This window comes from Lentilactobacillus kisonensis DSM 19906 = JCM 15041 (genome assembly GCF_001434135.1).
GTDB lineage: Bacteria > Bacillota > Bacilli > Lactobacillales > Lactobacillaceae > Lentilactobacillus > Lentilactobacillus kisonensis.
In genome coordinates this window covers 106,612-119,999 of the sequence record NZ_AZEB01000005.1, presented here as the reverse complement: position 1 = coordinate 119,999, position 13,388 = coordinate 106,612, and the positions used below count along the sequence as shown (strand labels likewise).

9 protein-coding genes are annotated in these 13,388 nt (G+C 41.7%); 7 read left to right on the top strand and 2 right to left on the bottom strand.

The features are described 5' to 3' along the window. The first annotated feature begins 160 nt into the window (after window positions 1–160). The 3 genes from FC98_RS04150 (at window position 161) to FC98_RS04140 (ending at window position 4,657) form a co-directional block, all read left to right on the top strand. Window positions 161–376 (top strand): hypothetical protein, encoded by a 216-nt coding sequence (locus tag FC98_RS04150; protein WP_054655525.1) that lies wholly within the window; start codon window positions 161–163, stop codon window positions 374–376. Window positions 377–585: 209 nt separating this feature from the next. Beyond that, window positions 586–2,541: a DUF5776 domain-containing protein gene (locus tag FC98_RS04145; protein WP_056949237.1), complete on the top strand. Its 1,956-nt coding sequence runs from the start codon at window positions 586–588 to the stop codon at window positions 2,539–2,541. Window positions 2,542–3,007: 466 nt separating this feature from the next. Then, the gene (locus FC98_RS04140) at window positions 3,008–4,657 is read left to right on the top strand and encodes a DUF5776 domain-containing protein (RefSeq protein ID WP_054655534.1); all 1,650 of its coding nucleotides are present in this window, start codon (window positions 3,008–3,010) and stop codon (window positions 4,655–4,657) included. An 80-nt stretch (window positions 4,658–4,737) separates the two neighbouring features. On the opposite strand, the gene FC98_RS04135 is transcribed toward FC98_RS04140, so the two are convergent. Both FC98_RS04135 and FC98_RS04130 read right to left on the bottom strand, forming a co-directional pair. Further along, entirely contained in the window at window positions 4,738–5,541 is an 804-nt protein-coding gene (locus FC98_RS04135) for an AraC family transcriptional regulator (RefSeq protein WP_056949236.1), read from the bottom strand. Window positions 5,542–5,738: 197 nt separating this feature from the next. Further along, window positions 5,739–6,959, bottom strand: coding sequence for an SGNH/GDSL hydrolase family protein (locus FC98_RS04130; RefSeq protein WP_235803574.1), 1,221 nt, complete (start codon window positions 6,957–6,959; stop codon window positions 5,739–5,741). 183 nt (window positions 6,960–7,142) lie between these two features. Here FC98_RS04130 and FC98_RS04125 point away from each other — a divergent pair, with 183 nt between their 5' ends. The 4 genes from FC98_RS04125 (at window position 7,143) to FC98_RS04110 (ending at window position 13,313) form a co-directional block, all read left to right on the top strand. Beyond that, window positions 7,143–8,252, top strand: coding sequence for a hypothetical protein (locus FC98_RS04125; protein WP_008855445.1), 1,110 nt, complete (start codon window positions 7,143–7,145; stop codon window positions 8,250–8,252). A gap of 1,480 nt (window positions 8,253–9,732) precedes the next feature. Beyond that, window positions 9,733–10,569, top strand: a complete 837-nt coding sequence (locus tag FC98_RS04120; protein WP_054655536.1) for an alkaline phosphatase family protein — start codon at window positions 9,733–9,735, stop codon at window positions 10,567–10,569. Between the two features lie 122 nt (window positions 10,570–10,691). Next, window positions 10,692–11,969, top strand: coding sequence for a NupC/NupG family nucleoside CNT transporter (locus tag FC98_RS04115; RefSeq protein WP_008855447.1), 1,278 nt, complete (start codon window positions 10,692–10,694; stop codon window positions 11,967–11,969). A 30-nt stretch (window positions 11,970–11,999) separates the two neighbouring features. After that, the gene (locus tag FC98_RS04110) at window positions 12,000–13,313 is read left to right on the top strand and encodes an NCS2 family permease (protein WP_008855448.1); all 1,314 of its coding nucleotides are present in this window, start codon (window positions 12,000–12,002) and stop codon (window positions 13,311–13,313) included. Window positions 13,314–13,388 lie beyond the last annotated feature (75 nt).

Sequence of the window (13,388 nt, the reverse complement as noted above, 5' to 3'; positions counted from 1 at the left end):
GAAAAGTTGGGAGGCCAAGAAATGTTTGATTCAGGGTATAATGATGTTGAGATATTGAAATGTACCGAATTAGGTGAAGGACAGGTGGTTTGCTCATGAGGCATCAACGAGGCGTTTCTGAAGGCCATCAGTCATTTGAGGGAAGTGGAGGCGGTGGTCCGTGAAACCAGATAGTTACGCTACTAAAGAAGAACTCAAGGAGCTTAAATCTGATTTGTCGTATCAGATTAAATTAATGGAAGCTCATATGGACACAAAATTTGCTGAAGTCGATACAAAGATTGAGCATTCGAGGATTAGTACCATTGCGTGGTATGTTGGAACAACAATTGCGATAGTTGGGATTGTGCTGCCAGTGATTCATTTTCTCTTCTGACGTGGTGTGTGATTGGGAGATAGTCTTGACTGATTTTAGAGACATATGGCTATACTGATTAAGTTATATATTATATAATTAGTATGTTGATTATGCTTAACCCGGTCATCTAACTTGCTCACTGAATTTGGGGATACGGTTGGAATTTGTTCAGCTGAGACTGTTATTGAAAGGAGTTATGTCAATATTTATTGGGGAGGAGTGGTCAAATGAAAATTTCACGAATTGGTGTTCTCTTTGGGTTAACGTTGGGGCTATTTGGCGGGGCTATTGTTAATGATGCTGACTCAAGACCGGTTCAGGCTCAAAGCAATCGTAACGCGAGGGATGATGATCCTACTAGTATTATTATTGATCAGCCGACAAGCGTGACGGAGTTAAAGCAGAAGCTGGATCCAGATAATATTAATTTAAAAAATATTTATTATGATGGAAGTTTGACGATAAATAATCAAACTCAACTTTCGGGTCATATTAAGGAAGTCTTTGGGCCACTTTTTGATGCACTGGCTAAAATGAAGAATGAAGAAATCAAAAAGAATTCAAGCAATAACAATTATTTAAATTACCGCTATCTTAATTTTATAAATTTGAGTGACAATAATCTTAAAAGCAGTGATTTGAACGATTTGATCGCATTATTTGCGACACATAAATTTTCCCCAGAATTGTCAACTCAGGTTCGTTATGTAGATGTTTCTGATAATATGATTTCGGACTTTAGCAGTGTTTCATCGCTGCCTCGACTCACAATTGGGGATGTATATGGATTGGGACAAAAGTCCGATCCAGCAGTTGATCAAAAGCTCACCAAGATTCCCATTGATAGCAACGGACAGGCAGTTATCTCGATGGATAGTATCCGTGCGTTAGTTCCTGAAAATTATTTTCTACCATTTATTGCTTGGATGAGTGTAGATGCCAACCCAGATGATCCAACAGCTGACAATCGGTATACGTACCTCCATAAAGAAAACTTTCAGCCTGGATATTTTGAGGAACCGCCAATGATGTCACTGGATTATTCTGCAGGTGGCTGGGCTGGCATCCCGGATAACCGTTATGCAGAAGATAATAAACAGCGGCTTGCAGAACTAGAGAGTAAGCGAGATGATCCCACATATATTAAGAGGCTTGAAGACCGGGGCTGGACGGTTGACCTGTACAAAAAATATTTGGAAGACCAATTTGAAATGCCTAGCAACTTAATTGTTAAGAACATACCAGAGAATACGGACACGGTGTATCTTCGATTATTGTTTGCAAATGATTCTGGTGAAGGGGTTACCACTGCCCTTAGATATAGTAGGGCAGCCTCCGCAACTAGTAGTTCGGCCGCTTCAAATTCAAGTGATGCCGGATCGTTCAACAGCGGGACACCAACGCCAGACAGTTCAAGCGAATCCAGTTCGTCAACGCCGACGGTTACTCCCAAGGCCGATAACGACGACACCCTGCCTGGTACCGTCTATCCACAAGCCAAAAAGAATCAAGCCGTCAATACACTGCAGAAGATTTACCTGTATCGAAATGCTAGTTTTAGTAAATCTGAACGAATTGCAACATATTCTAAGAAGCCACGGATTAATCGGCCAATGTTTATCGTAAAGGGGTACATGTATTCGAACACCGGCCGATTGCGCTACAAAGTCCGGGATGTGAACCATTTGAGTAAAACTGCTGGTAAAGTGGGCTATATCACCTCGAATTGGCATTTCACCCGGCCCGTCTACTACACAGCCAAGCATGCTAAGTTAACGGTGCTCAATCCGCAGGGGGTCAATGAATATACCAAGAAGGACCTAACTGGCAAGATCAAGAATCACAATCAGGGCACCGTATTAAGGGTCAAAAAGATCGTTAAGCATAACTTAACAACCCGATATCAATTGACGAACGGCCACTTTGTTACTGGTAATCGAAAACTTGTAATTGCTGGTAAGTATCAGCAACCAAAACGGATTAAAATTAAGCGATCGGTTAATCTTTATCAAACAATTAACTTGACCAAGCGTGTTAAGCACCTCGAAAAAGGGACCGTTTTGAAGGTGAAGCGGTGGACGTACTCGAAGCCTTATTCACTGACCGACTTTGGTGCCAAGCGATATCAAGTGGCTGGTGGGTTTGTGACGGCTAATAGTAAGTTTGTAAAGATTATTAAATAGATTCAGCGAAAGTTTTAGTTGTAAGCACCCCAGCGATGGTGTGCTTTTTTTATTTCTAACTGGCAAATTTTGAGAAATGGTGACTCTCGTTAATCAACCATGAGTAATTTACTCATCTTTTGATAACTAATAGGCATCATAATATCGTTTTACCTCTTATTTTGATATTATAATAGTAACAAGTGTTATTGCGAATTAGGACAGCTGCGCAAAGCAATAATCTGCGTGTAAGCACCGCTACCAAAAATCCCAGAACCGGGGATTCTTGGTAGCGGAGACTTACACTCCGATTATTAAGCGCTTTGCTCCGCTCACTGTTTTTAGGACAGCTGTGCAAAGCAAAGATCTGCGCGTAAGCACCTATCGAAAAAATTCCAAGACCAGGAATTTCCTCGATAGGAGACTTACACTCCGATCTTTAAGCGCTTTGCTCCGCTCACTGAATTTAATAAAGGGGGAAACCGATATGGGTAACCAGACTATGCGTGATCGCCTGGCTTGTACCGTTCGATTTATAATGGCGTTTACCGCCGCAATTGTTTTTGGGGGATTATTGATGCACGCAACCACCGTTCGGGCCGCTGGGACGGGTGAGGTGACTTATACCATGCACGCCGTTGATATTTACGGCGATCCGATCGATTTACCATTTAATGGCGAGAAAGTGACTGCCCCAACGTCCGCCAATGTAATCGATACTTCCAAGTTTATGCAAAATGCCTACGAAAACGGTCGGTATACGCTGCAAGGCTATTACACTGATAACGCCACTGATATTGGTAAACAGTATTACAGAGACCGCAGTAAAGCCACCGAAAATTTCAAATATATAGATGTTGGCAGTTTTCCAAAGAGAAATCCGGACGATTATGAAGTTAACGTCTACTTTGCCTATAAAGACGCTGAGTCCACTAAGCCTGACAAAATTACATTAACCCCGGATGCTATCAACAAAGAGCAGGATAAATTAAAGTTGTTTTTCACGGACATATCTGGCAATGAATTAAAGAGTCCGATCATTTATAATTTTGCCGAGGTTCCCGAAGATGATATGAGCTTCCCAATCACGATCAAGAACTATAAATATACCGCGATTGTGATTCGATATTCTAACAATAGGGGAACGGTCATTAACTCGGACACAAAGATAGTTGCAGCGATGCAGGCTAACGTTAATGCTAGCGATATTACTTACCAAGAAATGATGCCCCTTAAGTACCTGGTGGGCTATGGTCAAATACCTAAGCAGCTAAAATCAGGTTCTACAGCCACTTACGTCTATGAAAAATTCGCCAACTACCTGACAATTAATTATGTAGATGAGGATGGGCAACCGATTTCAGGCCATGCTTCAGGGAAAAAGTTGGTGCCATTTGGTGAAACTTATACGGAGACTGCGCCTGATATTCATGGTTACACGTTGACCAGTGGCAAGACGTTATCGGGTAAATTAGATGCTGACGGCAAAATTACTTTCACATATAAAAAGGCGGCCACCCCGCCGAATCCAGGCCCAACTCCTGGAGGTGGCACTGATTCAACTAACGACGCCAATAATTCGGTAGCCCCTACTCCGGTGAAGCCAACCCCTGAAGTGATACCTCCGACGACTGAAACGGGCAAAGCACCGGCCCATGCCGCCAAAGAAGGGGCCGCGGTCTACGCGACTGACCACATTTATATGTATAAACAGGCAACTTTTAAGAAAACTGAACGGATTGCCAATTATCGTAAGGTTAAGCGAATTAACCGGCCAATGTTTGTGGTGACTGATTACGCCCGTTCCAAGGCCGGCGTATTGCGGTACAAAGTGCGTGATGTGAACCATAAGAGTAAAACTGCCGGCAAGGTCGGCTACATCACAGCTAATCGAAAATTTGTGGTAACCGCTTATTATGCGTCAATGCCAAAGAACAAGCGGATTACGGTGATCGCTAAGAAGGGTGTCAATGCATACAGACAGGCAAATCTAACCAAGAAAGTGACCCATTATAAGGCAGGTACTCGACTGAAAGTGAAGAAGCTTGTTAAGCACAACTTAACCACTAGGTACCAATTGACAAATGGTCAGTTTGTAACTGCTAATAAGAAATTGGTGATTCAAGGAAATTACTAAAGTGAAAAAAGACGGCTTGATTTGAAAAACATCCAAAGTTTTTCCACTAACTTTGAGGTGTTTCTCAAATTAAGCCGTTTTTACATAAATTTTCTGAATTGGGCAGGGGTCGTCTTATAAAATCGTTTGAACTGGTGAATAAATCGCGATGGATCACGGAAACCAACCTGATTGCTGATTTTTTGAATTTCCCAAGTGGGATGGGTTAGTAGCAAGGCTTTCGCTTTTTTCATGCGATAGCTGTTCAAATATGCAAGGGGCGTCATGTTGTAAACTTGCTTGAAGACGCGATTTTGATAGGTGATTGAGTACTTTGTAATTTTAGCCAGCTGTTCGTTTGAAATGGTTTCGGCATAATGCTTTGAAATATAGCTAATAATTGGCATGGCGATTGGCTGGTCCTGATAATGGCGATTTTTTAGTAACTTATTTTGGCGGAGTAATACCATAAACTTATAAAGTTCAACGGATTGGTCTAACATTGCGGCAACGTTACTACTATTAAAATCATTGAAGCTTTCAGAGATAAATGAGGCTAACTCAGGCGATACGCGGTCGATATATATAAAGTCCTTTAGATTGAGAAAGTCAGCCAGCTGATCACACAGGGTACCGTTAAATGATAGAAAAGCGGTTTGCCAATTGTGTCCATCTTTTGGGTGATAGTCGTGAGCAATTCGCGGTCGAAATAGGACGCCTTGTTTGGGACCCAGGACCATTCGCTGATGGTTAATGGTAACAATTCCCGTTCCTGTTTCAGTTTGCAGCCAATGGTAAGCATAGTAGCCGTTAGAACGCTGAATTGGCGGCTGCGGCCAATGATAACCAATACTATCACAGTATAATGGCAGTTCTTCGTTCGGCTTGTTGAAAGCAACGCGCATGTCCACACCTTCTTTACTGTATTTTACTATAATCGAGCTAAGTTTGCGCTTTGACGATGGGGTGCCTTAATGATTCGCGTTGGCTTATATGACCGGAAGCGGCTTTATCCCCATGCTTCTGCAATGTAACATTGAGCAGTAAAAAGGCCATTGGAAATTTGAAAAATTTCCAATGGTCCTTTTACTGCTGTCTAAGTTTAGTAATTAGCCGGACTGGTTACTTTAGTAGTTGTTTTCCTAGTAGTAGCTTTTGTGGCTGTTTTCTTCTTAGTTGTCGCTTTATTTGTGGTAGTCTTACTCGTTTTAATCATATCTTCAGGATAATTTTTAATCATAAACTGGGCGATTTCTCTCCCCATTAACTGATAGGTCATTGGGTTTGGATGTAAGCGGCCGTCATTAAAGCGGGTGGTGTGATTGGCGTCCGTGATGATCTGTTTGGCATCGTTACGCCAATCAAGATATGGGATATTGTTATCTTTATAAACCTGAGCTTCAGCATCCCGCAATTGGTTCATCGAGTAACCACCCTGACCAGCCACTTCATCAGAATTGGTGTTGTTATCGTAGCGGGTAAGTGGCAAGATGCCATAGATAATCAAGTTCTTATTGTCAGACTTCATCTTCTTGATATCTTTGGTTAACTCGGCAGAAATATCATCTAGTGAGTTGGTTGAATGACCATAATCGTTGGTGCCATAAGCAATCGTAGCAACGTTATAGTTTTTGAAATTGTGTTCATTCACAACTGTGGTTAAATCACCAGGCGTCTCCACGTTGCCATCACCCTGTGCCAAAAAGGCGCCATTATAGCCGACGTTTGTGACTTTGGTATTGAGATAACGTGATAACCACGTTGGGTAACCCATGTTGGTTAGTGTTTGGTAACCGTCATAACCACAAGTAATCGAGTCGCCCATCGTAATGATTTTGTTTGATTTAAAATAATTGCTGTTTTTCATTGCGATATTAAAAGTTCCTTCCGCGATACCCTCAAGATTGCCATGCCACACATAACCGGTTTGTTTACCGCTGCCACTTCTAACATAATAGAAAACGGAATTACCACTGCCCTGAGCCGAGCGGTCGATTGTGACTTTTTTGTATGCGTAGAAGGTGACGTTAGCAAAGTCCTTAGCAGACCCCAGTGTTTTTGTGAGGCCTGAATCTGAATAAATATAGCCGGATTTCATATGATAGGGCATTGGTTCGTCCGATAAGTCGGTTGTTTTGACAACGGTTGCTGGCTTCACATCGTCCTGGTCGTCTTTTTGATTAGTTTTGGTCGCATTAGGCTGCTTAGCGGTTGACGTTGAAGTTGGGGTGGCCTTGGTAGTTGCAGCGTGAGCGGTCGAACTTAAGCCGGCTACCCCCATTGTTGCAGCAAGTGCTGCCACTATGTAAACTTTTTTAAACATTATCATTATCTCCTCAATATGGTTTCAATCAAGTTTAAATATACCATTGATATGTTACGAGACATTTACACGATAATGAAAAGTACATAACCAACTTGCCAAATGGGACAAAGTAACATAACATTGGACTATATACTTTAATAGTATGTTTTGAATGCACCCAAGTCAGGGGATAACAATATTATGAGAAAGCAGATTAAGGGTAAGTTGCCACTCTTTGTAACATCGTTTGCATTGGTAACTTTTGGTTTTGGTATTCAGGGGAACGCGGCTACCACGCCGCAGGATATCAAGCAAGAAACAACGGTTAAGACTGAGGTCAACTCAGACACCAGTACGACGCCAGCAGAACACGTGACTGATTCAAAGAGCGACGATTCTGTTTCGTATCAGGACGCCAACGACAATCAGGTTCAGCCAGCTGATCGTTCAGCTAGTAGTGATAATGATGGGACAAGTGTGGATTCTGATAGTAACCATTCGGATACGCAAGCTGACAATTCGGATTCTTCTGAATCGTCGGCTAAAGATACACCGGCTACGCAAACAGATTCTGAATCAAAAGCAACTGATAATGCTAACGAAGCTAAGTCAGCTAAGGATGATGGTTCGGTCAATAATTCAACTAGCGTCAATTCACAAAGCGTGAAGGCTAGTGGGGTTATTTCGAAAGCCATCGATTCTAAGGACGATTCATCTACCAAGACACCATTTCAACAGGCGATGATTGGAATTGGCAAACCGGGTGCTACAACCCAGGGAAGCAGCGTTGACGATGTCTTAGAGGCAATTATCAACCAAGTGATTCCAAATGATCAGCCAGCAAGTTCCCAACCAGCGGCGACCACGCCACAAAGTCAGAATTCAGTGAGTGGTAATCCGCCGGCAGCAACCGGGGTTAGTTCGGTTAATCCAAGTCAATTTCCGGTTAATCAATCTAAAATTGAAAAGCCGGTAACGGGTAAGGCAATTTCTAAGCCTAATCTAGAAGACGCTATCATTGAAAGTGATGGCAGGCACCAAGCGAAGAGCAAGACTAAGCTGGTCACCTTTGATACGTTTAGTGATTCATTTTACAAAACCGTGAAGAACAATAACGTTAACAGAGGCCGGCTTACGACAACTAATGGTGATAAGGTGACCATCACAACACCGGTGTCGAATGCTAAGTATCTCATGCATGATAAGACTGGGGTTTCAGATCTCTGGCCGCTAATTGCGACGGTTGCGGTGATTGGGCTTGCAGGATTATCGTTCTTTGCGTTTGATCCATTACGTTTCTTATTTAAATAACGATCGGTCCTAGTTACAGGGCGCCATCTAAAGCCAACTATGCCAATATGGGGTAGTTGGCTTTTTGTTGGTTTGGATGATTGGTCTGGAGTGCCAGTGCCAGTGCCACTGCAAACGTTAGGGATTATTGTTTGATTTGCCACTAATCCCTTGCTGTGCATGGTATCTTGATTAATTTTAGAATTTGAGAACTAATACTTGCAAACGCTTCCAGATATGGTATTATATAGTCAAGGAAGGGAAAGGAAGTTCGAAGCATAGGGGTTTCACCTACTTTGAATGTTCTCTGATCCAAGAATTAATATGTTGGAATGACACTAGATTATTTTCAAATGTTTCACAGTTTGGAATGACGGATGATTATTTTAAGGATTAAGGTTTGAAAGTTTCAAGAAGTATTTAGGAACGTGAATTTGAGTATCATGTACCATTAGTATTTGAATATCAATGTTTCATAAGTCTCAAGAGAATTTCAAATGGTTAAGCGTTAAAATAACAAAATTAATTCAGGTGATTAAGTGTTTGAATATAATGAGTTTGGTTTCAAATGTTTATGCAACTTGAAGGCTCACTATTAATACCTGTTGGAGTAATTGAATTAGGTTAACGTGAGAGGTCGCTTGTAGTAAGCCAGATGGTTCCGCAGTCAAATTGATGAGATATCAAGTTGATACAATTAGTTTCACGAAGAACCATTCGTTGATCGCACGGCAAATTTATCAAAAGTAAATTAAAAAGAGTGATTAAAGTTTGCGGCAGATGGATCAACAATTAGTTAAATTGAGGCGATAAAACATTAAATTATTACTGAAGTGGGTATTAACCCCGACAATCCCTTCCACATAGGATTTAAACTCGTAGCACGCAAATAACGAGTTTAAATCCTATTTTTTTGTGTAAAATGCCAAGATACACAGCTGGGGAATGGCGTGTGGATCGATAGGACTGGGATATTAGATGGGTTGATTCTTACTCAGCTGCGCTTCTTTTTGCTATGTGACCTTAAAACCGGCTTGTACCACTTTTTAACAAGTAATAAAATCCGTCCGAACGACATTATCTAATTGTAATCATTGAGATTAACCGTTTTAACAGCTTTGATTACTAATTTGATATATATTAACAGACTTATCTAATTGTCAGGTTAATTAATAACTTATAGACAGAATGTTCATGTCCTTGTTTAACACATGTTCAATTGTGTCAATCTTCCTGATATCAAGGAGTTAGGTGCTATGATGGGTCTTACATTTGAACGCGACTCAGTAAAACTCCAAACTATTTTACTTCAGCGGTTCCGAAAAATAAGTTGTGAGATCATGATATGTTTGCTATAATGAAAGCGTAATCATGTAAGTAAAAGGTATTACTTATTCGCTTGTTTGCCGAATTTAATTTACATCAACCAGCTAATTGGGTATCCTATTCATGTAGAATCATTTCACAATTGATGGAACTTGAAGGGGAAAGGGTGGCTTCCATGGATTTTCAGAGGGTAATTATCGTTGATCTATCTTCCCTTGGCGTTGGTGAAGCGAGTGATGCAGCTAAATTTAATTCAGTGGGTGCAGATATGCTTGGCCACATTGCCAATAAAGTTGGTGGGCGATTTAAATTGCCAACACTAACCCGTCTGGGGCTTGGTAACATCCGTTTTGGTAATCCAGTAGTTGGCATTTCACCCGTTGAGGCACCACTGGGCTTTTTTGGAAAGGTGCAGGTAGCAACAAATCGTAATAACCTTAACAGTGGTTTGCGGGAAATGTTTGATTACCAGTCTGCAGTAAGGGTAACCAGTGCCATCGATTCCCTCGTGTACCAGGGGAATGGGGTGAATCGGTCGGTCGTCATTAGCACTTATGATAGTTACATATTTAATCAAGACCTTTCGACGATTTTGCCCGCTAACAATGATGTGAAGGCGTTCAAAACATTACATCAGCAGGTAGTTACGCCGAGCAACGGTTTAATTTACATGAGGCTAAATGGCCTGCAAGCTTGCTGCAAACAGGCTGACATTGAAGGGTGTGCTAAGTCGCTTCGGTTTGTCGATCAGCAACTAGCACAGTTGATCAATGAGCTTTATAGTACAGATCTATTACTCATCACATCATCATTTGCTAACGATCCAACTTATAGCACCACCCCCACACGAGAGTATCTCCCGTTGATTGCATACGTCCCATCAAATTCTGAGGGGCATTCTTTAGGCGTTCGTAAGTCGCTTGCCGACGTTGCCGCAACGCTGGTTGACATCTTCAATCTTGACGCTTCCGCAGCCTTTATTGGAAGCAGTTTTCTTGGTGAACTGACCTAGTTCATCGTATTATTAATTTGGGTTTCAATTTTAAAACCAATTCCGTCGTATAAGGAGGATAGTCGTCAAGTTTTGTTTCTAGCCATTTTTGTTTATAAATTCAGAAAAGAGGATTTTAGAATATGCAATTAACATATTTGCTAGTTAATATTCTGGGGATCGTTGTGTACCTTGGAATTGCCTTGCTATTTTCAAATGCAAAGAAAAGTATTAACTGGCGTTCTGTCGCTGTCGTATTAGTGATTAACCTTGTTTTGGCCTGGATTTTGACCAGCTTTGCATGGGGCCGTGACGCCGTTAAGGCCGCAGCCGACGGGTTCAACTGGTTGGTTCAAGTTGCCTATCAAGGAATCAACTTTGCTTTGCCAAACTGGGTGACAACTCAGTACGGCGGAACTGCCAAATCAATGAACTTCGTCACGAGTGCCTTGTTGCCAATCTTGATGATTGTACCTCTGTTTGATACCTTGACATACATAGGTGTCTTGCCTTGGATCATCAAATGGGTTGGTCGGGGACTTTCATTCATCACCGGCGCCCCTAAGTTTGAATCATTCTTTGCCGTTGAAATGATGTTCCTTGGTAACACTGAAGCTCTTGCCGTTTCATCACTTCAATTAAAGCAAATGTCAGCAAAGCGTAATTTAACATTGGCTATGATGTCAATGTCATGTGTGACGGCTTCCATCATTGGTGCATATACCCAAATGGTTCCTGGCCAATACGTTTTGACTGCCATTCCATTGAACGTCTTAAACGCTTTGATTATTACAAGTATTTTGAACCCTGTTAAGGTGACTCCAGAAGAAGATACTATCGCTAAAATGGGTGGTAGTGGTACCAGTGAAGCAGCTGTTGAAGCGGGTGATGTTCAGGCAAATGGGAAACGGGAACCATACTTCTCATTCTTGGGCGACTCAATTCTTGGTGCTGGTCGTTTGATCTTAATCATTGCTGCTAACGTTATCGCCTTTGTTGCCTTAGCTGCTTTGATTGACAAGATCTTGGCCCTCTTCAATCCATGGTTATCATTGGAACATATCTTAGGAATCATCATGTTCCCATTTGCATGGTTAATGGGTCTTGATGTCAGCCAAGCCTTCCAATTTGCACAATTTATGGGAATGAAGTTAGTCACCAACGAATTCGTTGTTATGGGTAAGATTGCTGGTACGATCAACAACCTCAACGTCTTCCCTGCCCATTATCAAGCGCAATTGACTGTCTTTATCACTTCATTTGCGAACTTCTCAACGACTGGTATGATTATCGGGGCCTTTAAAGGTTTGGTTGATAAGGAAAAGAATGATTTGATCAGTAAGAACGTTTTGACAATGTTACTTTCAGGTATCTTGGTATCACTGATGTCAGCTGGTATCGTTGGCTTATTTGTTTGGTAATATTGAAAGTTAGAAAGTTAGGTTTTGTTTTTGGATAAGAAGCAACAAGCCGAAGCCGTAGCCAACAAGCTGCGGCTTCGCGAGGCTATAAAAGATAAATCACTCGTTAAACGGGAAATGATTGCGGGAATCACCGGTTTCTTCGCGATTTCTTATATCATTATTGTTAACCCAATTATTTTAAAAGATGCCGGAATTCCGACAGATCTGAGCGTGTTCGCCACTATTATTTCATCGCTCATTGGTTGTTTGATCATGGGCTTTTGGGCGAACGCACCGGTTATTTTGACACCGGGGATGGGTGTCAATGCATTCTTCACATATACAGTAGTTGTTGCAATGGGGTTGTCTTGGCAAGAAGCGTTGGGAATATCAATTGTTTCCAGTGTGATTTACGTCTTAATCGCTTTTACCAAGTTAAGTGAAATTCTTGCTAAGGGGATTCCCGATACACTAAAGGCTGGGATTACGGCTGGCATTGGCCTGTTCTTGGTGGAAATTGGGCTTGAGAAGGCGCAGTTAATCCAGCAAGGAAAAAATTCTATTCTAGCGCTTGGTGACATGACCAAACCGGCGACTTTATTAGCCATCTTTGGTTTATTGTTGACACTGTTTTTGTTCATTAGAAATGTGACTGGTGGCTTTTTCATTGGCATTCTAGTCACTTCAGTGGTGGGAATTGTGTTTGGAATTAAGGATCAAGCATCACCTTCAGTCGGAATTGGTGATATTGCCAAATATGGTGAGGTATTTGCTAAGGGCGACTTTAGCCGGATTTTGAGCGTGCCATTTGTCCTGGCGGTCTTTTCGATGACGATGATTTTAGTCTTTGAGTCGATGGGATTACTGGAAGGGATCATGCCAAATCCTAAGAAGTTTAAAAAAGCATTTCAGGCAAGTTCCGTGACCAGTTTGCTTTCCGGAATCTTAGGAACCAGTCCGACGGTGGCTGCGGCTGAAAGTGCTTCGGCAATTGAGAGTGGTGGTCGAACGGGATTAACATCAATTGTTGCTGGAATTATGTTTGCGCTGTCGATGTTTTTTATCCCATTGTTATCATATGTCCCCCAGGCAGCAATCTCACCAGTAATCATTATTACTGGTGCGCTGATGATGAACCAGCTAAGTCGAATCAATATGTTTGATTTTTCCGATTGGTTCCCAGCGTTCCTAATTGTGGTGATTATCCCATTTACTACTAGTATTTCAACGGGGCTAGCGTTTGGCTTCGTGGCGTATCCAATATTGAAGATTGCGGCGGGAAGGCAAAACGAACTCACTGTTCCAACGTATGTATTGGGAGCGTTGTTCTTGTGTGATCTCATTTTAAGTGCATTACTATAAGTGCCTGTCTGGCTATTTGAGATTAACATGGGAACTGGAAATGACATTTTGATTGAGGGATGGCATTACCACTAT